The organism is Oceanibacterium hippocampi (genome assembly GCF_900172325.1).
Taxonomy (GTDB): Bacteria; Pseudomonadota; Alphaproteobacteria; order Sneathiellales; family Sneathiellaceae; genus Oceanibacterium; species Oceanibacterium hippocampi.
In genome coordinates, this window is the sequence record NZ_FWFR01000001.1 from 1,767,418 (window position 1) to 1,790,373 (window position 22,956).

The 22,956-nt window shown below is 64.3% G+C and carries 32 protein-coding genes; all 32 read left to right on the forward strand.

Annotated elements, in window-relative coordinates:
• Positions 1–120: 120 nt before the first annotated feature.
• The 32 genes from rpoC to rplQ all read left to right on the forward strand — a co-directional run bounded on the left by rpoC (position 121) and on the right by rplQ (position 22,830).
• Positions 121–4,302, forward strand: coding sequence for a DNA-directed RNA polymerase subunit beta' (gene rpoC, locus OCH7691_RS08330; protein WP_085882878.1), 4,182 nt, complete (start codon positions 121–123; stop codon positions 4,300–4,302).
• A gap of 472 nt (positions 4,303–4,774) precedes the next feature.
• Positions 4,775–5,146, forward strand: coding sequence for a 30S ribosomal protein S12 (gene rpsL, locus OCH7691_RS08335; protein ID WP_085882879.1), 372 nt, complete (start codon positions 4,775–4,777; stop codon positions 5,144–5,146).
• Positions 5,147–5,158: 12 nt separating this feature from the next.
• The gene (gene rpsG / locus OCH7691_RS08340) at positions 5,159–5,629 is read left to right on the forward strand and encodes a 30S ribosomal protein S7 (RefSeq protein WP_085882880.1); all 471 of its coding nucleotides are present in this window, start codon (positions 5,159–5,161) and stop codon (positions 5,627–5,629) included.
• Between the two features lie 25 nt (positions 5,630–5,654).
• A complete protein-coding gene (gene fusA / locus OCH7691_RS08345; RefSeq protein WP_085882881.1) occupies positions 5,655–7,730 on the forward strand; it encodes an elongation factor G in 2,076 nt (691 codons plus the stop codon).
• A 39-nt stretch (positions 7,731–7,769) separates the two neighbouring features.
• Positions 7,770–8,960, forward strand: a complete 1,191-nt coding sequence (tuf, locus tag OCH7691_RS08350) for an elongation factor Tu (protein ID WP_085882870.1) — start codon at positions 7,770–7,772, stop codon at positions 8,958–8,960.
• A gap of 51 nt (positions 8,961–9,011) precedes the next feature.
• Positions 9,012–9,329, forward strand: a complete 318-nt coding sequence (rpsJ, locus tag OCH7691_RS08355) for a 30S ribosomal protein S10 (RefSeq protein WP_085882882.1) — start codon at positions 9,012–9,014, stop codon at positions 9,327–9,329.
• A gap of 2 nt (positions 9,330–9,331) precedes the next feature.
• Entirely contained in the window at positions 9,332–10,090 is a 759-nt protein-coding gene (gene rplC / locus OCH7691_RS08360) for a 50S ribosomal protein L3 (RefSeq protein ID WP_085882883.1), read from the forward strand.
• A gap of 5 nt (positions 10,091–10,095) precedes the next feature.
• Entirely contained in the window at positions 10,096–10,716 is a 621-nt protein-coding gene (rplD, locus tag OCH7691_RS08365; protein ID WP_085883569.1) for a 50S ribosomal protein L4, read from the forward strand.
• Positions 10,713–11,006, forward strand: coding sequence for a 50S ribosomal protein L23 (locus OCH7691_RS08370; RefSeq protein WP_085882884.1), 294 nt, complete (start codon positions 10,713–10,715; stop codon positions 11,004–11,006). The genes rplD and OCH7691_RS08370 overlap by 4 nt, the downstream gene beginning before the upstream one ends.
• Before the next feature lie 2 nt (positions 11,007–11,008).
• Positions 11,009–11,842: a 50S ribosomal protein L2 gene (gene rplB / locus OCH7691_RS08375; protein ID WP_085882885.1), complete on the forward strand. Its 834-nt coding sequence runs from the start codon at positions 11,009–11,011 to the stop codon at positions 11,840–11,842.
• 15 nt (positions 11,843–11,857) lie between these two features.
• Positions 11,858–12,136 (forward strand): 30S ribosomal protein S19, encoded by a 279-nt coding sequence (gene rpsS / locus OCH7691_RS08380; RefSeq protein ID WP_085882887.1) that lies wholly within the window; start codon positions 11,858–11,860, stop codon positions 12,134–12,136.
• Positions 12,137–12,138: 2 nt separating this feature from the next.
• Positions 12,139–12,513 carry a 50S ribosomal protein L22 gene (gene rplV / locus OCH7691_RS08385; protein WP_085882888.1) on the forward strand — a complete coding sequence of 125 codons (375 nt, stop codon included), beginning with the start codon at positions 12,139–12,141 and terminating at the stop codon, positions 12,511–12,513.
• A 3-nt stretch (positions 12,514–12,516) separates the two neighbouring features.
• Positions 12,517–13,203, forward strand: a complete 687-nt coding sequence (gene rpsC / locus OCH7691_RS08390) for a 30S ribosomal protein S3 (RefSeq protein ID WP_085882889.1) — start codon at positions 12,517–12,519, stop codon at positions 13,201–13,203.
• 20 nt (positions 13,204–13,223) lie between these two features.
• Positions 13,224–13,634, forward strand: coding sequence for a 50S ribosomal protein L16 (rplP, locus tag OCH7691_RS08395; protein ID WP_085882891.1), 411 nt, complete (start codon positions 13,224–13,226; stop codon positions 13,632–13,634).
• Positions 13,635–13,647: 13 nt separating this feature from the next.
• A complete protein-coding gene (gene rpmC / locus OCH7691_RS08400) occupies positions 13,648–13,839 on the forward strand; it encodes a 50S ribosomal protein L29 (protein ID WP_085882892.1) in 192 nt (63 codons plus the stop codon).
• A 9-nt stretch (positions 13,840–13,848) separates the two neighbouring features.
• Positions 13,849–14,085, forward strand: a complete 237-nt coding sequence (gene rpsQ, locus OCH7691_RS08405) for a 30S ribosomal protein S17 (protein WP_085882894.1) — start codon at positions 13,849–13,851, stop codon at positions 14,083–14,085.
• Positions 14,086–14,125: 40 nt separating this feature from the next.
• The gene (rplN, locus tag OCH7691_RS08410; RefSeq protein WP_085882895.1) at positions 14,126–14,494 is read left to right on the forward strand and encodes a 50S ribosomal protein L14; all 369 of its coding nucleotides are present in this window, start codon (positions 14,126–14,128) and stop codon (positions 14,492–14,494) included.
• Positions 14,494–14,817 carry a 50S ribosomal protein L24 gene (gene rplX / locus OCH7691_RS08415; RefSeq protein ID WP_085882896.1) on the forward strand — a complete coding sequence of 108 codons (324 nt, stop codon included), beginning with the start codon at positions 14,494–14,496 and terminating at the stop codon, positions 14,815–14,817. Before rplN ends, rplX begins: the two co-directional genes overlap by 1 nt.
• Positions 14,818–14,827: 10 nt before the next feature.
• On the forward strand, positions 14,828–15,376 hold the full coding sequence (rplE, locus tag OCH7691_RS08420; RefSeq protein ID WP_085882897.1) for a 50S ribosomal protein L5: 549 nt from the start codon (positions 14,828–14,830) through the stop codon (positions 15,374–15,376).
• Positions 15,377–15,396: 20 nt separating this feature from the next.
• Complete coding sequence (gene rpsN, locus OCH7691_RS08425) at positions 15,397–15,702, forward strand: 30S ribosomal protein S14 (RefSeq protein ID WP_085882898.1); 306 nt, start codon at positions 15,397–15,399, stop codon at positions 15,700–15,702.
• Between the two features lie 10 nt (positions 15,703–15,712).
• Positions 15,713–16,111 carry a 30S ribosomal protein S8 gene (rpsH, locus tag OCH7691_RS08430; RefSeq protein ID WP_085882899.1) on the forward strand — a complete coding sequence of 133 codons (399 nt, stop codon included), beginning with the start codon at positions 15,713–15,715 and terminating at the stop codon, positions 16,109–16,111.
• 8 nt (positions 16,112–16,119) lie between these two features.
• Entirely contained in the window at positions 16,120–16,653 is a 534-nt protein-coding gene (rplF, locus tag OCH7691_RS08435) for a 50S ribosomal protein L6 (protein ID WP_085882901.1), read from the forward strand.
• Positions 16,654–16,663: 10 nt separating this feature from the next.
• On the forward strand, positions 16,664–17,026 hold the full coding sequence (gene rplR / locus OCH7691_RS08440; RefSeq protein WP_085882902.1) for a 50S ribosomal protein L18: 363 nt from the start codon (positions 16,664–16,666) through the stop codon (positions 17,024–17,026).
• A gap of 18 nt (positions 17,027–17,044) precedes the next feature.
• Complete coding sequence (gene rpsE / locus OCH7691_RS08445; protein WP_085882903.1) at positions 17,045–17,596, forward strand: 30S ribosomal protein S5; 552 nt, start codon at positions 17,045–17,047, stop codon at positions 17,594–17,596.
• Complete coding sequence (rpmD, locus tag OCH7691_RS08450) at positions 17,589–17,795, forward strand: 50S ribosomal protein L30 (protein WP_085882904.1); 207 nt, start codon at positions 17,589–17,591, stop codon at positions 17,793–17,795. The genes rpsE and rpmD overlap by 8 nt, the downstream gene beginning before the upstream one ends.
• A gap of 35 nt (positions 17,796–17,830) precedes the next feature.
• A complete protein-coding gene (gene rplO / locus OCH7691_RS08455) occupies positions 17,831–18,331 on the forward strand; it encodes a 50S ribosomal protein L15 (protein ID WP_085882905.1) in 501 nt (166 codons plus the stop codon).
• Positions 18,332–18,372: 41 nt separating this feature from the next.
• The gene (gene secY / locus OCH7691_RS08460) at positions 18,373–19,719 is read left to right on the forward strand and encodes a preprotein translocase subunit SecY (protein WP_085882906.1); all 1,347 of its coding nucleotides are present in this window, start codon (positions 18,373–18,375) and stop codon (positions 19,717–19,719) included.
• The gene (locus OCH7691_RS08465) at positions 19,716–20,366 is read left to right on the forward strand and encodes an adenylate kinase (RefSeq protein ID WP_085882908.1); all 651 of its coding nucleotides are present in this window, start codon (positions 19,716–19,718) and stop codon (positions 20,364–20,366) included. The genes secY and OCH7691_RS08465 overlap by 4 nt, the downstream gene beginning before the upstream one ends.
• Before the next feature lie 98 nt (positions 20,367–20,464).
• Complete coding sequence (gene rpsM, locus OCH7691_RS08470) at positions 20,465–20,833, forward strand: 30S ribosomal protein S13 (RefSeq protein WP_085882910.1); 369 nt, start codon at positions 20,465–20,467, stop codon at positions 20,831–20,833.
• Positions 20,834–20,842: 9 nt separating this feature from the next.
• Positions 20,843–21,235: a 30S ribosomal protein S11 gene (gene rpsK, locus OCH7691_RS08475; RefSeq protein WP_085882911.1), complete on the forward strand. Its 393-nt coding sequence runs from the start codon at positions 20,843–20,845 to the stop codon at positions 21,233–21,235.
• Positions 21,236–21,347: 112 nt separating this feature from the next.
• Positions 21,348–22,364, forward strand: a complete 1,017-nt coding sequence (locus OCH7691_RS08480) for a DNA-directed RNA polymerase subunit alpha (RefSeq protein ID WP_085883570.1) — start codon at positions 21,348–21,350, stop codon at positions 22,362–22,364.
• A 40-nt stretch (positions 22,365–22,404) separates the two neighbouring features.
• Positions 22,405–22,830: a 50S ribosomal protein L17 gene (gene rplQ / locus OCH7691_RS08485; protein ID WP_085882912.1), complete on the forward strand. Its 426-nt coding sequence runs from the start codon at positions 22,405–22,407 to the stop codon at positions 22,828–22,830.
• Positions 22,831–22,956 lie beyond the last annotated feature (126 nt).

A 22,956-nucleotide genomic window follows, 5' to 3' on the forward strand; every position in this document is an offset into this window, starting at 1 on the left:
ATCCGGCGCGGGCAGCGACTGCCCGCGCCGTCGTCGCGACGTTTCTTTTCTCGTGCTCCCGGCGGCAACTGACGCCGGGGGTGCCCGTATCGCGGGCAAGAACCTAAGGAGAGTCGGTGCATGAACGAGCTGATGAATCTGTTCGGCCAGCCGCCGGGCACGCAGGCGTTCGATCAGATCCGCATTTCTATCGCCTCGCCGGAGAAGATCCTTTCCTGGTCTTACGGTGAGATCAAGAAGCCGGAGACGATCAACTACCGCACCTTCAAGCCGGAGCGCGACGGCCTGTTCTGCGCCCGCATCTTCGGTCCGATCAAGGACTACGAATGCTTGTGCGGCAAGTACAAGCGGATGAAGTACCGCGGCATCACCTGCGAGAAGTGCGGCGTCGAGGTGACGCTGTCGAAGGTCCGGCGCGAGCGCATGGCGCATATCGAGCTGGCCTCGCCGGTCGCCCATATCTGGTTCCTGAAGTCGCTGCCGTCGCGCATCGGCCTGCTGCTCGACATGACGCTCAAGGATCTCGAGCGGATTCTCTATTTCGAGAATTACGTGGTGATCGAGCCGGGTCTGTCGCCGCTCAAGCAGTTCGAGCTGCTGAGCGAGGAGCAGTATGTCGCCGCCCAGGAGGAATACGGCGTCGACGCCTTCACCGCCGGTATCGGGGCGGAGGCGATCCGCGACATCCTGACGGCGCTCGACCTCGAGGAAGAGAAGAAGAAGATCCGCGAGGAGCTTCTCGTCACGACTTCCGAAGCGAAGCCGAAGAAACTCGTCAAACGGCTCAAGCTGATCGAGTCCTTCGTCGAGTCCGGCAATCGCCCGGAATGGATGATCCTGACGGTCATCCCGGTGATTCCGCCGGAACTGCGGCCGCTGGTGCCGCTCGACGGCGGCCGCTTCGCGACCTCGGACCTGAACGATCTCTATCGCCGGGTGATCAACCGGAACAACCGCCTGAAGCGGCTGATCGAGCTCCGCGCGCCCGACATCATCGTGCGCAACGAGAAGCGGATGCTGCAGGAGGCCGTTGACGCGCTGTTCGACAATGGCCGTCGCGGCCGGGTCATCACCGGCGCCAACAAGCGGCCGCTCAAGTCGCTGTCCGACATGCTCAAGGGCAAGCAGGGCCGCTTCCGCCAGAACCTGCTCGGCAAGCGCGTCGACTATTCCGGCCGTTCGGTGATCGTCGTCGGTCCGGAACTCAAGCTGCACCAGTGCGGGCTGCCGAAGAAGATGGCGCTGGAACTGTTCAAGCCGTTCATCTATTCCAAGCTCGAACTGAAGGGCATGGCCGCCACCGTCAAGATGGCGAAGAAGATGGTCGAGAAGGAGCGGCCCGAGGTCTGGGACATCCTCGAGGAGGTGATCCGCGAGCATCCGGTACTGCTCAACCGGGCGCCGACGCTCCATCGTCTCGGCATCCAGGCGTTCGAGCCGGTGCTGATCGAGGGCAAGGCGATCCAGCTTCACCCGCTGGTCTGCACGGCCTTCAACGCCGACTTCGACGGTGACCAGATGGCGGTCCACGTGCCGCTCTCGCTGGAAGCCCAGCTCGAGGCCCGCGTGCTCATGATGTCGACCAACAACATCCTGAGCCCGGCGCACGGCAAGCCGATCATCGTGCCGAGCCAGGACATCGTCCTCGGTCTCTATTACGTCACCATGCTGCGCGAGAACGAGCCGGGCGAGGGCATGACCTTCGCCAACATCGCCGAGATCGAGCAGGCGCTCGACGCCGGCGCGGTCACGCTGCATGCCAAGGTCACGTCGCGCATGACGCGGATCCGGCCGGACGGCGAGTCCGAGATCGTCCGCGTCGAATCGACCCCGGGCCGCCTGCTGCTCGGCGAGATCCTGCCGAAGCATCCGAAGATCGACTTCTCGCTGGTCAACCGGCTGCTGACCAAGAAGGAGATCACGACGGCGATCGACGAGGTCTACCGCTACTGCGGGCAGAAGGAGACGGTCATCTTCGCTGACCGGATCATGGCGCTCGGCTTCGGCCAGGCCTGCCGGGCAGGCATCTCGTTCGGCAAGGACGACATGATCATCCCGGATACCAAGGAAGGGCTGGTCAACGAGACCCGCGAGCTGGTCGCCGAATACGAGCAGCAGTGGATGCAGGGCCTCATCACCCAGGGCGAAAAGTACAACAAGGTCGTCGACGCCTGGTCGCAGTGCACCGACAAGGTCGCCGACGAGATGATGGGGCGGATTTCCGCGACCCAGTACGACCCGGAGACCAATCGCCAGCTCGAGATCAACTCGATCTACATGATGGCCCACTCCGGTGCCCGTGGCTCGCCAGCCCAGATGAAGCAGCTTGCCGGCATGCGCGGCCTGATGGCCAAGCCGTCCGGTGAGATCATCGAGACGCCGATCATCTCGAACTTCAAGGAAGGCCTCTCGGTGCTCGAGTACTTCAACTCGACGCACGGCGCCCGGAAGGGCCTGGCCGACACCGCGCTCAAGACGGCGAACTCGGGTTACCTGACCCGCCGCCTCGTCGACGTCGCCCAGGATTGCGTCGTCATCGAGGAGGATTGCGGGACCGAGAACGGGCTCACCGTGCGTGAGGTCGTCGAGGGCAGCGAGGTCATCGCCTCGCTCGGCGAGCGTGTGCTCGGCCGCTATTCGGCGGTCGACGTCAAGCACCCGCTGACCAGCGAGGTCATCGTCCCCGGCGGGACCATGATCCAGGAGCTCGAGGTCGCGGCCATCGAGACGGCCGGCGTCGAGGCCGTGCTGGTGCGGTCGGCGCTGACCTGCGACAGCGTTCGCGGGATCTGCGGCAAGTGCTACGGCCGCGACCTGGCCCGCGGCACCAAGGTCAACATGGGCGAGGCGGTCGGCGTCATCGCGGCGCAGTCGATCGGCGAGCCGGGCACCCAGCTCACCATGCGGACCTTCCATATCGGCGGAACCGCCCAGGTCGGCGAGCAGTCGTCGATCGAGGCCACCCATGACGGCACGGTCAAGATCGAGAACCGCAACGTGGTGACCGATTCCAAGGGCCGCCTCGTGGTGATGGGGCGCAATACCGAGATCCTCATCGTTGACGACAACAAGCGTGAACGCGGGCGCCACCGGGTGACCTACGGCACGCGCCTCGTGGTCGACGATGGCGACAAGGTCACGCGCGGCCAGAAGCTCGCCGAATGGGATCCGTTCACGACCCCGGTGATCACCGAGCGGGAAGGTTACGTCACCTACCGCGACCTGGTGGAAGGCGTGTCGATGCGCGAGCAGACCGACGAGGCGACCGGTATCGCCCGGAAGGTGGTCGTCGACTGGAAGCAGCAGCCGAAGGGCAGCGATCTCCGGCCGCGAATCACGCTCCGCGACGAATCCGGCGAGGTCATCACGCTGACCAGCGGCAACGAGGCCCGCTACCTGCTGGCCATCGATTCGATCCTTTCGGTCGAGGACAACCAGAAGGTCCATGCCGGCGACGTGCTCGCCCGCGTGCCGCGTGAAGGCTCGAAGACCCGCGACATCACCGGCGGTCTGCCGCGGGTGGCGGAACTCTTCGAAGCGCGTCGTCCGAAGGACCACGCGATCATCGCCGAGGCCGACGGCCGCGTCGAGTTCGGGCGCGACTACAAGGCCAAGCGCCGGATCATCATCCGTCCGGAGAACGAGGATCTCGAGCCGGTCGAGTATCTCATCGCCAAGGGCAAGCATCTCTCGGTCAACGAGGGCGACTTCGTCCGTCGGGGCGATTACCTGATCGACGGCAACCCGGCCCCGCACGACATCCTCAAGGTGATGGGCGTCGAGGCACTGGCCGCCTTCCTGGTCAACGAGATCCAGGAGGTCTACCGGCTCCAGGGCGTAAAAATCAACGACAAGCACATCGAGGTGATCTGTCGCCAGATGCTGCAGAAGGTCGAGGTCCTGGACGGCGGTCAGACCACGTTGCTGGCCGGCGAGCAGGTCGATCGGGAAGAGTTCGACGAGGTCAACGCCAAGGCCGCCGCCGAAGGCTATGCGGTGGCGACCGGGGCGCCTGTCCTGCTCGGCATCACCAAGGCCAGCCTGCAGACCGGCTCGTTCATCTCCGCCGCCTCCTTCCAGGAGACGACGCGGGTGCTGACCGAGGCGGCCGTGGCCGGCAAGGCGGATCGCCTGCAGGGTCTGAAGGAGAACGTGATCGTCGGGCGCCTGATCCCGGCCGGAACGGGCTCGCAGATCATGCGTCTGAAGGGCGAGGCGGCCGATCGCGATCGGATCATCGACGATGCGAACGAGGCGGAAGCGGCGAAGAGCGCGCCCGACCCGTTGCCCGTCGCCGAATAATACCCGGTCGGCCCGTCGTATCGGCGGGCCGGGCGGAGGAATCGGGGAAGGCGGCTGCGCGCGAGCGTGGCCGCCTTTTTCCGTTTCCGGGCGGAAAGGGGCACGGAAACCCTCCATCGTTGCCTGGCGACGGCTCCAGGGCCTCGTGTGCAGCGCAACATCCGCTCTCCGGCTGGCCCTTCGGGTTGCCGGAAATTGCTTGGAAACCGGGCCCTGGGGCGGCCTGGAGGGGCGCGGAAAAAGGCCCCCTTTTCCTCTTGACGGTCCCGGGGTGCGGTCATAGTATGCGCGCCTCGTAACGGCGCTGGCGGTAGACGTTCGTTCTAGACGCGGTGCCCTGAGACGTAAGGACAAATTGACACCTTAGGCCTTTCGAGTGGGCGCAAAGCACTCGACAGCGAGCAGGTTCGCCCATGCTCGCTGTCGTCGTATTTGTAGCTCCGACGGTCTTTGGATTGGACAGGACGCACGAATGCCGACGATCAACCAGCTGATCCGCAAGCCGCGTAAGAAGCCCGTGGCGCGTAACAAGGTGCCGGCCATGGAGGCCTGCCCGCAGAAGCGCGGTGTTTGCACGCGCGTCTACACGACCACCCCGAAGAAGCCGAACTCGGCGCTGCGTAAGGTTGCGCGTATCCGCCTGACCAACGGTTTCGAGGTGACGAGCTACATTCCCGGCGAAGGCCACAATCTGCAGGAGCACTCGGTGGTCCTGATCCGCGGCGGTCGCGTCAAGGATCTTCCCGGCGTGCGTTATCACATTATCCGCGGCGTTCTCGACACCCAGGGTGTCGGCGATCGTCGCCAGCGTCGTTCGAAATACGGCGCCAAGCGGCCGAAGTAAGGAGATAACGGTATGTCCCGCCGACACGCAGCTGAGAAGCGCGACGTCCTGCCCGACGCCAAGTTTCACGACATCATCGTGACCAAGTTCATGAACTCGCTGATGTACGCCGGCCGCAAGGCGACGGCGGAGACGATCGTCTATGGCGCGTTCGACCGCATCCAGGAGAAGACCGGGCAGACCCCGCTCGACGTCTTCCACGAGGCGCTGACCAATGTCACGCCCGACATCGAGGTGCGGTCCCGCCGGGTCGGCGGCGCCACCTACCAGGTGCCGGTCGAGGTGCGCACGGTGCGCGGTCAGGCCCTGGCGATTCGCTGGCTGATTTCCTGCGCCCGTTCGCGGTCCGAGCGGACCATGGTCGATCGTCTGAGCGGTGAGTTGCTCGATGCCGCAAACAAGCGCGGCGCGGCGGTCAAGAAGCGGGAAGACACGCACCGGATGGCTGAAGCCAACCGCGCCTTCTCGCATTACCGCTGGTAGGACGCAGGGCGGAAGGATTCAGGCAATGGCGCGCACGCACAACACCGATCATTATCGCAATATCGGCATCATGGCTCACATCGATGCCGGTAAGACGACGACGACCGAGCGCATCCTTTATTACACCGGCCGGTCCCACAAGATCGGCGAGGTCCATGACGGCGCCGCCACCATGGACTGGATGGAGCAGGAGCAGGAGCGGGGGATCACGATCACCTCGGCCGCGACGACCTGTTTCTGGAAGGACCACCGGATCAACATCATCGACACGCCCGGTCACGTGGACTTCACCATCGAGGTCGAGCGCAGCCTGCGCGTCCTTGACGGCGCGGTCGCCGTGTTCGACGCCGTTGCCGGTGTCGAGCCGCAGTCCGAGACCGTCTGGCGCCAGGCCGACAAGTATCGCGTCCCGCGGATGTGCTTCGTCAACAAGATGGACCGCGTTGGCGCCAACTTCTTCCGCTGCGTCGACATGTTCAGGACGCGTCTCGGCGCGAAGCCGCTCGTGCTGCAGCTGCCGATCGGCTCGGAAGCCGATCTCGAGGGTGTTGTCGACCTGGTGAAGAATCAGGAAATCGTCTGGAAGGGCGACGATCTGGGCGCCAGCTTCGTCTACCAGGACATCCGTCCGGAGCTTGCCGACCAGGCCGCCGAGTATCGCCTGCAGATGATCGAGACGGCGATCGAGCTCGACGACGCGGTGATGGAGGCCTACTTCGAGGGCGAGGAGCCCACCGAGGAGACGCTGAAGCGCTGCATTCGGCTCGGCACCATCAAGGGCAAGTTCGTTCCGGTCCTCTGCGGTTCGTCCTTCAAGAACAAGGGCGTTCAGCCGCTGCTCGACGCGGTCGTCGACTTCATGCCGGCGCCGCCCGATGTCGGCGGGACGCGCGGCATCGACGTCAAGACGGATGAGGAGATCGTCCGCCAGCCGACGGATGACGAGCCGCTCTCCGCGCTTGCCTTCAAGATCATGAACGACCCGTTCGTGGGTTCGCTGACCTTCGTGCGAATCTATTCCGGCGTGATGGAGGCCGGCACCCAGGTGCTCAATTCCGTCAAGGATCGTCGTGAGCGTGTCGGCCGCATGCTGCTCATGCACGCGAACAGCCGCGAGGACGTCAAGGAGGCCCGTGCGGGCGACATCGTCGCGCTGGCCGGCCTGAAGTCGACGACCACGGGCGATACGCTCTGCGCGCCGGACAAGCCGGTCATTCTCGAGCGCATGGAATTCCCCGAGCCGGTCATCGAGATCGCCGTCGAGCCGAAGACCAAGGCCGACCAGGAAAAGATGGGCATGGCGCTCGCGCGTCTGGCGCAGGAGGATCCGTCCTTCCGCGTGACCTCGGACGTCGAGAGCGGCCAGACCGTGATCAAGGGGATGGGTGAGCTTCACCTCGACATCATCGTCGATCGCATGCGCCGCGAGTTCAAGGTCGAGGCCAATGTCGGCGCGCCGCAGGTGGCCTATCGCGAGACGCTGACCCGCAAGGCCGACATCGATTACACGCACAAGAAGCAGACCGGCGGTTCGGGCCAGTTCGCCCGGGTCAAGCTGACGGTCGAGCCGGGCGAGCCGGGCATGGGCATCCTGTTCGAGAGCGCGATCGTCGGTGGCGCCGTGCCGAAGGAATACATTCCGGGCGTCGAGAAGGGCGTTCGCGATGTTGCCGAGAGCGGCGTGCTCGCGGGCTTCCCGCTGATCGATGCGAAGATCACCCTGACCGACGGCGCCTATCATGACGTCGACAGTTCGGTCATGGCCTTCGAGATCGCCGGCCGGGCGGCCTTCCGGGAACTGTGCCAGAAGGCCGGGCCCCGTCTGCTCGAGCCGATGATGCGGGTCGAGGTGGTGACGCCCGACGATTATATCGGCGACGTGATGGGCGACCTGAACAGCCGGCGCGGCCAGGTGCAGGGCACCGAGCAGCGCGGTGTCGCGCAGGTCGTCAATGCGATGGTGCCGCTCGCGAACATGTTCGGCTACGTCAACAACCTGCGGTCGATGACCCAGGGACGCGCCACATACACGATGTTCTTCGATCACTACGAGCAAGTGCCGCAGCACGTCTCTGAGGAAGTCTTGGCGAAGCTCGCTTAAGGCGGCTGGCGCTCAATAGAGAAATACGGAGCAGGACAAATGGCAAAAGCGAAGTTTGCGCGCACGAAGCCGCACTGCAACATCGGGACGATCGGTCACGTTGACCATGGCAAGACGTCGCTGACGGCCGCGATCACGAAGGTGATGGCGGAGACCGGCGGCGCGACGTTCACGGCCTATGACCAGATCGACAAGGCGCCGGAAGAGAAGGCGCGCGGGATCACGATCTCGACCTCTCACGTTGAGTATGAGACGGCGAATCGTCATTACGCCCATGTCGATTGCCCGGGCCACGCCGACTATGTGAAGAACATGATCACCGGCGCGGCGCAGATGGACGGCGCGATCCTTGTGGTGTCGGCGGCGGACGGCCCGATGCCGCAGACCCGCGAGCATATCCTCCTGGCCCGCCAGGTCGGCGTTCCGGCGATCGTGGTGTACCTGAACAAGGTCGACCAGGTCGATGACGAGGAACTGCTGGAACTGGTCGAGCTCGAGGTTCGCGAGCTTCTGTCGTCCTATGACTTCCCGGGCGACGACATCCCGGTGATCAAGGGTTCGGCGCTGGTGGCGCTGGAGGACGGCGACCCGAAGATGGGCGCGCAGTCGGTCATCGAGCTGATGAAGGCGGTCGACGAGTTCATCCCGCAGCCGGAGCGACCGAAGGACCAGCCGTTCCTGATGCCGATCGAGGACGTGTTCTCGATCTCGGGTCGCGGCACGGTGGTGACCGGTCGTGTCGAGCGCGGCATCGTGAAGGTCGGCGACGAGGTCGAGATCATCGGCATCCGTCCGACGACGAAGACGATCTGCACCGGCGTGGAGATGTTCCGCAAGCTGCTCGACCAGGGCGAGGCGGGCGACAACGTGGGCGTACTGCTGCGCGGCACGAAGCGCGACGACGTTGAGCGCGGCCAGGTGCTGGCGAAGCCGGGTTCGATCACGCCGCACACGAAGTTCAAGGCCGAGGCCTACATCCTGAACAAGGACGAGGGTGGCCGTCACACGCCGTTCTTCACCAACTACCGTCCGCAGTTCTACTTCCGCACGACCGACGTGACGGGCGTGGTGTCGCTGCCGGAAGGGATCGAGATGGTGATGCCGGGTGACAACGTGTCGATGGATGTCGAGCTGATCGCGCCGATCGCCATGGACGAGGGCCTGCGCTTCGCGATCCGCGAAGGCGGCCGCACCGTCGGCGCCGGCGTCGTCGCCAAGATCATCGAGTAGGGAAGCAAACGGGGTCCGCCCTTCGGCGGGCCCGTTCCGGAGTTACAGGTTATGGACAACCAAAACATCCGCATCCGGCTCAAGGCATACGATCATCGTGTCCTTGACCAGTCTGCGCGGGAGATCCTGAACACCGCGAAGCGCACGGGCGCTCAGGTGCGTGGGCCGATTCCGCTGCCGACGCGCATCGAGAAGTTCACTGTGCTCCGCGGCCCGCACATCGACAAGAAGTCACGTGAGCAGTTTGAAATCCGCACCCACAAGCGTCTGCTCGACATCGTCGAGCCGACCCCGCAGACGGTAGACGCGCTGATGAAGCTCGATCTTGCCGCCGGTGTGGATGTGGCGATCAAACTCCTGGGAGATTGATCATGCGTTGCGGTCTCATTGCACAGAAACGGGGCATGACGCGCGTCTTCGGTGAAGACGGGCAGCATATCCCGGTTACGGTCCTGCAGGTCGAGAACTGCCAGGTCGTCGCGCATCGCGTCGCCGACCGGCACGGCTACAATGCCATGCAGATCGGCGTCGGCACGGTCAAGGTGAAGAATCTGACCGCCGCGCAGCGCGGGCATTTCGCCGCGGCCAAGGTCGAGCCGAAGCGTCGGCTTGCCGAGTTCCGCGTCGCCGATGACGGTTTCGTCGATGTCGGCAGCGAGATCACGGTCGAGCATTTCGTGCCGGGACAACGGATCGACGTCGTCGGCACGAGCATCGGCAAGGGCTTCGCCGGTGCCATGAAGCGGCACAACTTCGGCGGTCTCCGTGCCTCGCACGGCGTTTCGATCTCGCACCGCAGCCACGGTTCGACCGGTCAGTGCCAGGACCCGGGCCGTGTCTTCAAGGGCAAGAAGATGGCGGGTCATCTCGGCGCGCGCCGGGTGACGATCCAGAATCTGGAAGTGGTCGGTACGGATCTTTCCCGCGGCCTGATCCTCGTCCGCGGCGCCGTTCCGGGCGCCGACGAGGGCTGGGTGCTGGTCTCCGATGCCGTCAAGCGTCCGGCGAAGATGGAGCTTCCCTATCCGGCCGCCATTCGCGCCGCCGCGAACGAGGCTCCGGCCGCCGCCGAGGCGACCGAGGCAGAAGCTGGCGCGGCCGGCGACGCCACCACCGGTGAGTCGGAGTAAGCATGATGCAGACAAACGTCATCACCCTTGAGAACAAGGCGGCGGGCACGCTCGACCTGGCGGACGAGATCTTCGGTCTCGATCCCCGGGCCGACATCCTGCACCGCATGGTGCAGTATCAGCTCGCCAAGCGACGCGCCGGCACGCACAAGGTCAAGAACGTCTCGGAGGTCGCCGGTTCCGGTGCCAAGCCTTTCCGCCAGAAGGGCACCGGCCGCGCCCGCCAGGGTCAGCGCCGCGCCCATATCCGCTACGGCGGCGCGACCATGCACGGCCCGACGCCGCGCTCGCACGCCATTGGTCTCAACAAGAAGGTCCGCAAGCTGGCGCTCAAGAACGCGCTGTCGGCCCGCCAGAAGGAAGGCAAGCTGATCGTTCTCGACAGCACCGACCTCGGCGATGCCAAGACGCGGAACCTTGCCGGCCGGTTCGCCGAACTCGGCTGGACCTCGGTGCTGATCATTGACGGCCAGGCGGTGAACGAGAATTTCGCCCAGGCCGCCCGCAACCTGCCGAGGGTCGACGTGCTGCCGCAGCAGGGTGCCAACGTGTACGACATCCTGCGCCATGAGACGCTGGTCCTCACCAAGGCCGCCGTCGAGGGACTGGAGGCCCGACTGAAATGAAGCCGGAATCGATTTACGACGTCATTCTGGGCCCGGTGATCACCGAAAAGGCGACACTCGGTTCCGAGCATAGCCAGGTTACCTTCCGGGTCGCTCTCGACGCCAGCAAGCCGCAGATCAAGAACGCCGTCGAGAAGCTCTTCGACGTCAAGGTCACCGGTGTCAACACGCTGCGCGTGAAGGGCAAGACCAAGCGCTTCCGCGGCCATCCGGGCCGTCGTTCCGACTGGAAGAAGGCCATGGTCACGCTCGCCGACGGGCAGAACATCGACGTTGCGACGGGGATCTGATCATGGCACTCAAGACATTCCGCCCGACGACGCCGTCCCAGCGCAACCTGGTGCTGGTCGACCGCTCGGGCCTCTTCAAGGGCAAGCCCGTCAAGTCGCTGACGGAAGGGCTGAGCAAGAACGGCGGCCGCAACAACACCGGGCGGATCACCGCGCGGCGTCTTGGCGGCGGCCACAAGCGGGCCTATCGCCTGGTCGACTTCCGGCGTCGGAAATGGGACGTCGTTGGCACCGTCGAGCGGCTTGAATACGATCCGAACCGGTCCGCCTTCATCGCGCTGGTGCGCTATGAGGACGACGAGCTCGCCTACATCCTGGCGCCGCAGCGCCTGAATGTCGGCGATACCGTGATCGCCGGCGACAAGGTCGACATCAAGCCGGGCAACGCGATGCCGCTGAAGAACATCCCGGTCGGCACCGTGATCCACAATGTCGAGCTCAAGGCCGGCAAGGGCGGCCAGATGGCCCGCGCCGCCGGCACCTATGTGCAGCTGATCGGCAAGGACTCCGGTTATGCCCAGCTTCGCCTCTCCTCGGGCGAGCAGCGGATGGTGCGTGGCGAGTGCATGGCGACGATTGGCGCCGTGTCGAACCCGGACCAGCAGAACGTGAAGATCGGCAAGGCGGGCCGCAATCGCTGGCTCGGCAAGCGGCCGTCGGTTCGCGGCGTGGCGATGAACCCGGTCGATCACCCGCATGGCGGCGGCGAGGGCCGCACCTCGGGCGGTCGTCATCCGGTGACGCCGTGGGGCAAGCCGACGAAGGGTGCCCGGACGCGTGGCAAGAAGCCCTCGGACAAGCTCATCATGCGTCGCCGGACGCAGAAGCGGAAATAGGTAAGGAGCGCGATCGTGGCTCGGTCAGTCTGGAAAGGCCCGTTCGTCGACGGGTACCTCTTGAAGAAGGCGGATACGGCGCGTTCGAGCGGCCGGAAGGAGGTCATCAAGACCTGGTCCCGGCGCTCGACGATCCTGCCGCAGTTCGTTGGCCTGACATTCGGTGTCTACAACGGCCAGAAGTTCATCCCGGTTCTCGTCAGCGAGGACATGGTGGGTCACAAGTTCGGTGAGTTCTCGCCGTCGCGGACCTATTACGGCCATGCCGCGGACAAGAAAGCGAGGAGGAAGTAATCATGGGCAAGACTTCCGCCGAACGCAGGCTCGCCGACAACGAGGCGATGGCCAGCGGCCAGAACATCCGCGTCAGCCCGCGCAAGCTCAATCTCGTCGCGTCCCTGATCCGGGGCATGCCGGCAGAGAAGGCGCTGGCCGAACTGACCTTCTCGAAGCGTCGGATTTCGGACGACGTCAAGCAGATCCTGCAGTCGGCGATCGCCAATGCGGAGAACAACCACCAGCTCGACGTCGACCAGCTCTATGTCGCCGAGGCCTGGGTTGGCAAATCGCTGGTCATGAAGCGCATGCAGCCGCGGGCGCGCGGCCGGGTCGGCCGGCGGGTGAAACCGTTCGCCAAGCTGACCCTGATCGTCCGCGAGCGGCAGGAGTAGAAGATGGGACATAAAGTCAATCCGATCGGCCTTCGGGTCGGGATCAACCGGACCTGGGATTCGCGCTGGTACGCCAACAAGCGCGAGTTCTCCCGGCTGCTGCACGAGGATCTCCAGATCCGCTCCTTCCTCGAGAAGAAGCTGCAGCAGGCCGGCGTCAGCCGCATCGTCATCGAGCGGCCGGCGAAGAAGGCCCGGATCACGATCCATTCCGCCCGCCCGGGCGTGGTGATCGGCAAGAAGGGTGCGGATATCGAGCGGTTGCGCCAGGAGATCGGCAAGCTGACCGATTCGGAGACCCACCTGAACATCGTCGAGATCCGCAAGCCCGAGATCGACGCGCGCCTGGTGGCCGAGAATATCGCCCAGCAGCTCAGCCGTCGTGTCGCCTTCCGGCGCGCGATGAAGCGGGCCGTGCAGTCGGCGATGCGGCTTGGCGCCCAGGGGATCCGGATCAATTGCGGCGGTCGTCTCGGCGGCGCCGAGATCGCCCGGACCGAATGGTATCGCGAGGGCCGGGTGCCGCTGCACACGCTGCGCGCCGATATCGACTACGGCACCGCGACGGCCAAGACCGCCTATGGCGCCTGCGGCGTCAAGGTGTGGATCTTCAAGGGCGAGATTTTGGCGCATGACCCGATGGCGCACGAGAATCGCCTGACGGATCAGCAGAGCGGCCAGCGGAACTGACGGGGCCAGGGGAGTAGACGATGCTACAGCCGAAGCGCACCAAATTCCGCAAGGCGCACAAGGGGCGGATCAAGGGGGTTGCGACCACCGGTGCAACGCTCAATTTCGGTTCCTGCGGCCTGAAGGCGATGGAACCGGGGCGGATCACCGCCCGGCAGATCGAGGCGACGCGGCGTGCCGTGACGCGTCATATCAAGCGCCAGGGCCGCGTGTTCATTCGCGTGTTCCCGGACGTGCCGGTGTCGAAGAAGCCGACTGAAGTGCGGATGGGCAAGGGTAAGGGCTCTCCGGAGTTCTGGATGGTCCGGATCAAGCCGGGTCGCATCATGTTCGAGATCGACGGCGTGCCGCTCGATCTGGCCAAGGAGGCATTCGAGCGCGGTGCGGCGAAGCTGCCGATCAAGACCCGGTTCGTCAGCCGCGCAGCGTGAGGATGGTAAGGCCATGAAGGCAGAGAATATTCGCGGCAAGACCGCCGATGAACTGGCGGATGACTTGCAGAAGCTGAAGAAGGAGCAGTTCAACCTGCGCTTTCAGAAGGCGAGCGGCCAGCTGGAAAATACCGCCCGTGTCCGGCAGGTGCGGCGCGATATCGCCCGTATCAAGACCGTGATGCGGCAACAGCCGGCATCGTAGGAGAGAAAGATGCCGAAACGAGTTTTGCAAGGAACCGTGGTGAGTGACAAGGCGCAGAAGACCGTCGTCGTGCGGGTCGAGCGCCGGGTCAATCATCCCGTCTATTCGAAGACCATTCGTCTCAGCAAGAAGTATCACGCTCATGACGAGCGTGATGCTGCCAAGCTCGGCGACCAGGTGCGCATTCGTGAATGCCGCCCGATGTCGAAGCTGAAGCGCTGGGAAGTGGTTTACGACAACGCCTGAGCGGCGGTCCGGCTCGCCGGGCAGACTTTAGGGTGCGGCTATGATTCAGATGCAAACCAACCTAGAGGTGGCGGATAACTCCGGCGCCCGTCGGGTGCAGTGCATCAAGGTGCTTGGCGGGTCCAAGCGGAAGACCGCCTCGGTCGGCGACATCATTGTCGTTTCGGTCAAGGAGGCCATTCCGCGCGGTCGCGTGAAGAAGGGTGACGTCTACCGGGCGGTCATCGTGCGGACCAAGAAGGAAATCCGTCGTGATGACGGCAGTGCCATTCGTTTCGACACGAATGCCGCCGTCCTCATCAACAAGCAGAACGAGCCGATCGGCACCCGAATTTTCGGCCCGGTCACTCGCGAGCTGAGAAGTCGCGCGCACATGAAGATCGTGTCGCTGGCGCCGGAGGTCCTCTGATGGCCGAGAAGTTCAAGATCAAGAAGGGCGACAAGGTCGTCGTTCTCACGGGCAAGGACAAGGGTCGGAGCGGTGAAGTGCTGCGCATGCTGCGCGCCGAGCACCGCGCGCTCGTCCAGGGTGTCAACATGGTCAAGCGCCATACCCGTCCGAGTTCCGGTAACCAGGGCGGCATCATCGAGAAAGAGGCGCCGATCCACATCTCCAATCTCGCCCTTGCCGATCCGAAGGACGGCAAGCCGAGCCGGGTCGGCTTCCGGACGCTGGAGGATGGCCGCAAGGTCCGCTTCGCCAAGCGTTCGGGCGAAGTGATCGACCTGTGAGGAAGCAGTCATGAGCAAGGCACGTTTGCAGGACGAATACGAGAGCCGGATCCGCGGCGTTCTGAAGGAAAAGTTCGGGTATTCGAACGACCTGCAGATCCCGCGTCTGGAGAAGATCGTCATCAACATGGGTGTCGGCGAAGCCGTCGCCGATTCCAAGAAGGTCACCAAGGCGGCTTCCGAGCTCGCCCTGATCGCCGGCCAGAAGCCGGTGGTCACCCGCGCCAAGAAGTCGATCGCCGGCTTCAAGCTGCGCGAGGGCATGCCGGTCGGCTGCAAGGTGACGCTTCGGCGGAAGCAGATGTACGAATTCCTTGATCGCCTGGTCAATGTCGCGCTGCCGCGCGTCCGCGACTTCCGCGGGGTTTCGGCGAAGAGCTTCGACGGTCGCGGCAATTACGCCCTCGGCCTGAAGGAGCAGATCGTGTTCCCCGAGATCAACTACGATCAGATCGAGGATGTCCGCGGCATGGACATCATCATTTGCACGACGGCCGAGACGAACGACGAGGCGCGCGCGCTGCTCGCCGAGTTCGCCATGCCGTTTCAGAAGAATTGAGCAGGTAGGAGGACGGAACATTGGCTAAGAAGAGTGCCGTCGAACGGGATCTCAAGCGCCGTCGTCTCGCCGCTCGCTACGCGGGAAAGCGCGCTGCGCTGAAGGCGATCGCGAAAGACGACAGCTTGTCCCAGGAAGAACGTTTTCAGGCGCGGCTGAAGCTTGCCGCCGTGCCGCGCAACGCGGCCCCGTCGCGGATCCGCAATCGCTGCGGCGTGACCGGTCGGCCGCGCGGGACGTACCGCAAATTCAAGCTGTCCCGTATCGCGCTGCGCGATCTGGCCTCGAATGGCCAGATCCCGGGCGTGGTCAAGTCGAGCTGGTAGGAGGAACGGGATGTCTCTGAGCGATCCTCTTGGCGATATGCTGACCCGCATTCGCAATGGACAACGGGCGCGGAAGGATGCGGTCAATTCCCCCGCATCGCGTCTGCGTCGCAATGTGCTGGAAGTGCTGAAGCGGGAAGGCTATATCCGTGGCTACGAGGAGACCGTGGGTGATCGCGGTTTCCCGGAGCTCAATATCCAGCTCAAGTATTATCAGGGCGATCCGGTGATCTCGACGATCAGCCGGATATCCACCCCGGGTCGGCGAATCTATTCGTCGGTCAAGGATTTGCCGCGGGTGCGCAACGGTCTCGGGATCTCGATCCTCTCGACTCCGCGTGGTGTGCTCTCCGACAGCGAGGCGCGAGACGCCAATGTCGGCGGCGAAATCCTCTGCAAGGTGTTCTGAGGTCAGCTATGTCGCGAATTGGCAAACATCCGGTGACTGTTCCTTCGGGGGTCGATGTCCGGCTTTCCGGCCAGGATCTCACCGTCAAGGGCAGCAAGGGTCAGCTCTCGCTGCGCCTGGTCGACGACATCGTGGTCCGTCACGAGGACGGCAAGATCGATGTCAAGCCGCGTGACACCTCGATCCGCGGGCGGATGATGTGGGGCATGCAGCGTACCCTGGTCAGCAACATGGTCGTCGGCGTCTCGGAGGGCTTCTCGAAGGCCCTCGAGATCAACGGCGTCGGCTATCGCGCGGCGGTCCAGGGCAACGTGCTCAACCTGCAGCTCGGCTTCAGTCACGACGTCAAGTATCCGATTCCGGAGGGCATCTCGATTGCCGCGGAATCCCCGACCCGCCTGGTTGTCAGCGGTATCGACAAGCAGAAGGTGGGTCAGGTTGCGGCCGAGATCCGCGGCTATCGACCGCCCGAGCCCTATAAGGGCAAGGGTGTGAAGTATGCCGACGAGACGATCGTCCGCAAGGAAGGCAAGAAGAAGTAGGAGGGCGGCCATGAACACGTCAAAGCAGCTTCACGATCGCCGCGCACAGCGCAGCCGGACCCGCCTCCGCAAGGTCGGAAACGGGCGTCCGCGTCTCTCTGTCTATCGTTCGCTCAAGAACATCTATGTTCAGGTGATCGACGATGTGAGCGGCCGGACCCTGGTCTCTGCGTCGACCATGGAGAAGGATCTCCGTGCTTCGCTTCGCACCGGCGGCGACATCGGCGCGGCGACCGAGATCGGCAAGCTGATCGCCGAGCGGGCGATCGCGGCCGGCGTCAAGGAAGTCGCCTTCGATCGCGGTGGCTATCGATATCACGGCCGCGTCAAGGCGCTGGCCGACGCGGCCCGCGAAGCCGGGCTGGCGTTCTAAGGGAAGGGCTAGAGCAACATGCGTTCCGACCAATACGATCGCGGCGACGGCGAGTTCGTCGACAAGCTGGTCCACATCAACCGCGTTGCCAAGGTGGTGAAGGGCGGCCGGCGCTTCGGCTTCGCTGCCCTCGTGGTTGCGGGTGACCAGAAAGGCCGCGTCGGTTACGGCCACGGCAAGGCACGCGAGGTGCCGGAGGCGATTCGCAAGGCCACCGAGCAGGCCAAGCGCAATCTGATCCGGGTTCCGCTGCGCGAGGGCCGGACGCTGCATCACGATATCGAGGGCCGCCATGGTGCGGGCCGCGTCGTGCTGCGCTTCGCCCCTGCCGGTACCGGCATCATCGCCGGCGGTCCGATGCGCTCGGTGTTCGAGGCGCTCGGGGTGCAGGACGTGGTGACCAAGTCGACCGGGACCTCCAACCCCTACAACATGGTCAAGGCGACGTTCGACGCGCTGGCCAACATCAACTCGCCGCGGTCGATTGCCGCCAAGCGGGGCAAGAAGGTCAGCGAGATCGTCGGGCGCCGCGGCGGCGAGGTTTCGGCGAAGGAGCAGGCTGATGGCTGACGCCGGCAAGAAGAGCAAGGCGACGGTACGGCTGACCCAGACCGGCAGCCCGATCGGCCGTCCCCAGGATCAGCGCCAGACCCTGATCGGTCTCGGCCTGAACAAGATGCACCGCAGCGTCGAGCTGGAAGACAGCCCGGCCGTTCGCGGCATGATCCGCAAGGTCCGGCATCTCGTCCGGGTCGACAACGCGGGCTGAGCGCGCGCCAGGCACGCAAGCTAAGGACGAATGTTATGCGTCTCAATGAACTGAACGACAATCCCGGTGCCCGCAAGGGTCGGATCCGCGTCGGTCGCGGCATCGGCTCCGGCAAGGGCAAGACCGCCGGCAAGGGTCACAAGGGCCAGAAGGCGCGCTCCGGCGTCGCCATCAAGGGCTTCGAGGGTGGCCAGATGCCGCTGCATCGGCGTCTGCCGAAGCGCGGCTTCAACAACATCTTCGCGAAGCAGTTCGCGCTGCTGAACCTCGGCAAGCTGCAGGCGGCGATCGAGTCCGGCAAGCTGGATTCGAAAAAGCCGATCACCGTCACCATGTTGCAGGAAGCCGGCGTCGTTCGGCGGACCCGCGACGGTGTGCGGCTGCTTGCCAAGGGCGAGCTGAGTGCCAAGGTCACCGTCGCCGTCAACGGCGCCTCCAAGGCCGCGGTCGCGGCGGTGGAGAAGGCCGGCGGCTCGGTCGAGATCGTGGCTGCCCGTCCGGCTGCCGCCGAGGAAGCAACCGGCGGCGAGGCCTGAGGCCGGGATTGTTCCCGGCTCCTGAACGGGAGACCTGAGGTATGGCATCCGCCGCCGAACAGATGGCCGGCAGTATCAATTTCGGAGCCTTCTCCAAGGCGACGGAACTGAAGAAGCGTCTGTGGTTCACCCTCGGCGCGCTCATTATCTACCGACTTGGCACGTATATTCCGATTCCGGGCATCGACCCGCGAATCCTGAACGATATCTTCCAGCAGAATGCCGGTGGCATCCTGGGGATGTTCGACGTGTTCGCCGGCGGCGCGCTCGGGCGCATGACCATCTTCGCGCTCAACATCATGCCGTACATTTCGGCCTCGATTATCATGCAGCTGATGACGTCGGTTTCGCCGACGATCGCCCAGCTGAAGAAAGAGGGCGAGGCGGGCCGCAAGAAGATCAACCAGTACACGCGCTACGGCACGGTGCTGCTGGCGGCGGCGCAGGCTTACGGCATGGCCGTTGGGCTCGAGAGCCTGAGCGGTTCGACCGCCGCGAGCGCGGTCATCGATCCGGGCATGTTCTTCCGCATCACCACGGTCATCACGCTGGTTGGCGGGACGATCTTCCTGATGTGGCTCGGCGAGCAGATCACCGCGCGCGGCGTCGGCAACGGCATCTCGCTGATCATCATGGCCGGCATCGTCGCCAACCTGCCGCAGGCCCTGGCCTCGACGCTCGAACTTGGTCGCACCGGCGCGCTGTCGACCTTCGCGATCCTGCTGCTGCTGATCATGGCCGTTGGCGTGATCACCTTCGTGGTCTTCATCGAGCGGGCCCAGCGGCGGATCCTGGTCCAGTATCCGAAGCGCCAGGTCGGTCAGCGGATGACCGGCGGTGAGAGCTCGCATCTGCCGCTCAAGCTCAATACCTCGGGCGTCATTCCGCCGATCTTCGCTTCGTCGCTGCTGCTGATGCCGATCACGGTCGCCAACATGTCGGCCGGCACCGGGCCGGAATGGCTTTCTACGGTGACGGCGCTGCTCGGCCATGGTCAGCCGCTCTACCTGACCTTCTACATGCTCGGCATTGCCTTCTTCGCCTTCTTCTACACCGCCGTCGTCTTCAATCCGGAGGACACCGCGGACAACCTGAAGAAGTATGGCGGCTTCATTCCGGGCATCCGGCCGGGCAAGCGGACGGCCGAGTATCTCGATTATGTCCTGACCCGACTGACCGTTGTTGGCGCTGCCTATCTCTGCCTGGTTTGCCTGCTGCCCGAATTGCTGCTGTCGCAATTCTCTGTGCCGTTCTATTTCGGCGGTACCTCGCTGCTGATCGTCGTGAGTGTCACCATGGACACGACCGCGCAGATCCAGAGTCACCTGCTCGCCCACCAGTATGAAGGTCTGATCAAGAAGGCCAAGCTGAAGGGGAAACGTCGTTGATTCTGATTTTGCTCGGTCCGCCGGGTGCCGGAAAAGGGACCCAGGCGAAGCGTTTGATGGACAGTCACGGCCTGGTCCAGCTGTCGACCGGTGACATGCTGCGGGCCGCGGTCGCCGCCGACAGCGAGGTCGGCAAGAAGGCGAAGGCGGTGATGGAACGGGGCGAGCTTGTCTCCGACGACATCATGGTCGGGATCATTTCCGACCGCATCGACGAGCCGGACGTGGCCGGTGGCTTTCTTCTCGACGGCTTTCCGCGTACCGCGCAGCAGGCCGTCGCGCTGGACAGCCTGCTCGCGGAAAAGGGGCGCAAGCTCGATGCGGTGATCGAGATGCGCGTCGACGACGCGGTCCTGACCGAACGGATCACCGGCCGCTATACTTGCGCCAAATGTGGCGCGGGTTATCACGACCGGTTCCAGAAGCCCGCGAAGGCGGGTGTCTGCGACAAGTGCGGCGGGACCGAGTTCACCCGGCGCGCCGACGACAACGCGGAAACGGTCGGGGCCCGGCTCCAGGCCTATCACGCGCAGACGGCCCCGTTGCTGCCCTACTATCGGGACAAGGGGCTGCTTCGGTCGGTGGACGGGATGGCCGGGATCGACGAAGTGACGCGGCAGATAGAGAAAGTCTTGACGGCCGCCTGAGCGTTTGACTTAGCAAGTCAAGTTTCTATAATCGCGCGCTTGCCAAAGCGCGTGAATGAGTGCAACACAGCCCGTCCGGGCATGAAGGAGTTGGAAGCGTGGCACGTATTGCAGGTGTCAATATCCCGACCAACAAGCGAGTCGAGATTGCATTGACCTACATTCACGGCATTGGACGCACCAAGGCCAAGGAAATTTGCGAGAAGGTCGGTTTGACGTCGGATCGCCGGGTGAACCAGCTGTCCGACGGCGAGGTCATCCAGATTCGCGAGATGATCGACGCGGACTACATGGTCGAAGGCGACCTGCGTCGCGAGACGGCGATGAACATCAAGCGGCTGATGGATCTCGGCTGCTACCGTGGTCTGCGCCATCGGCGCGGCCTGCCGGTGCGCGGCCAGCGTACGCACACAAACGCGCGGACCCGCAAGGGCCCGGCGCGGCCGATTGCCGGCAAGAAAAAGTAAGAGGCAGCTATGGCTCGGGACAAGACCACTCGCGTTCGCAAACGCGAACGGAAGAACATCACGGCCGGCATCGCCCATGTGAGCGCCAGCTTCAACAACACCATGATCACGATCGCGGATGCCCAGGGCAACGCGATTTCCTGGTCGTCGGCCGGCGCGCAGGGCTTCAAGGGCTCGCGCAAGTCGACGCCCTACGCGGCCCAGATGGCTGCCGAGGACGCCGGTCGCAAGGCCCAGGAACATGGCATGAAGACCCTCGAGGTCGAGGTGAAAGGGCCCGGCTCGGGCCGGGAATCGGCACTGCGGGCGCTGCAGTCGATCGGTTTCACCATCACCTCGATTCGCGACGTCACGCCGATCCCGCACAACGGGTGCCGGCCGCCGAAGCGCCGGCGCGTCTGAGACGCGGATCGGACGGGCGCCGGCGGTCCTCTGGACCGCCTTCGTCGTTGTCGTAGTTGGGGTTCGGACCAAGCGGCGGTATGCCCGCCGCTGAAGGACAGAGGTTATGGCTGTGATTCAAAAGAACTGGACCGAGCTGATAAAGCCGAACAAGCTGGTTGTCGAAGCGGGTGACGATACCGCCCGGCAGGCGACGATCGTCGCCGAGCCGCTCGAGGCGGGGTTCGGCCTGACGCTCGGCAACGCGCTGCGGCGCGTGCTGCTGTCGAGCCTGCAGGGCGCGGCGGTCACGTCGATTCAGATCGACGGTGTGCTGCATGAATTCTCGTCCGTTCCGGGCGCCCGTGAAGACGTCACCGACATCGTCTTGAACATCAAGTCGATGTCCGTTCGTCTCCATGCCGAGGGCCCGAAGCGGATGACGCTGAAGGCGAAGGGGCCGTGCGAAGTGACGGCCGGCATGATCACGACCGGTGCGGATATCGAGATCCTGAACCCGGAACTCGTGCTCATGACGCTCGACGACGGCGCCGAGATCCACATGGAAATGACCGTCCAGAGCGGCAAGGGCTATGTTCCGGCCTCGGCCAACCAGCCGGAAGACGCGCCGATCGGGATGATCCCGGTGGACGCGCTCTACAGCCCGGTTCGCAAGGTCGCCTACAAGGTCGAGAATTCCCGTTCCGGCCAGGTGCTCGATTACGACAAGCTCACCATGGCGATCGAGACCGACGGCACGCTGACGCCGGATGACGCGGTCGCCTACGCGGCGCGGGTCCTGCAGGACCAGCTCCAGCTCTTCATCAATTTCGAGGAGCCGCGCGAGGAGAAGCTGACCGAATCGACCAGCGAGCCGGAGTTCAATCGCAATCTGCTCCGCAAGGTCGACGAGCTTGAGCTCTCGGTGCGGTCGGCGAATTGCCTGAAGAACGACAATATCGTCTATATCGGCGACCTGATTCAGAAGACGGAGGCGGAGATGCTCCGCACTCCGAACTTCGGTCGCAAGAGCCTCAACGAGATCAAGGAGGTTCTGACGCAGATGGGCCTGCATCTCGGGATGGAGGTTGCCAACTGGCCGCCGGAGAATATCGAGGATTTGGCCAAGCGACTCGAGGAACCGTACTGAACAGTCGGATCCCGTCGAGAAGGTTTCAGGAGTAGGCACTATGCGGCATCGCAATTCCGGGCGGAAGCTCGGGCGGACCAGCACCCATCGCAAGGCCATGCTGGCCAATATGGCGGCGGCGCTGATCAAGCACGAACAGATCAAGACCACCTTGCCGAAGGCGAAGGAGCTCAAGCCGGTGATCGACAAGATGATCACCCTCGGCAAGCGGGGCGACCTGCATGCCCGGCGGCAGGCACTGGCCTATCTGCCGGAGAAGGCGGCGGTGGACAAGCTGTTCGCCGTTCTCGGTGATCGCTACAAGGAGCGTCCGGGCGGCTATTCGCGCGTCATGAAGGCGGGCTTCCGCTATGGCGACGCGGCGCCGATGGCCGTGATCGAACTGGTCGACCGGGATCCGGAGGCCAAGGGCCTCGATTCGGGTCCGCTGCCGTCCGCCGATGACGACGAGGCCGAGGCCGCCTGAACCGGCGTTCGCCACGGTCCGTATCACGACATGCGGGGCAGCCGGTTGGCTGCCCCGCTTGCGTTTTCGGGCCTCGGTTTCCGGGGCGACCGTCCCTACATTATGCTTGCCGCCGTCTTGAGTTGA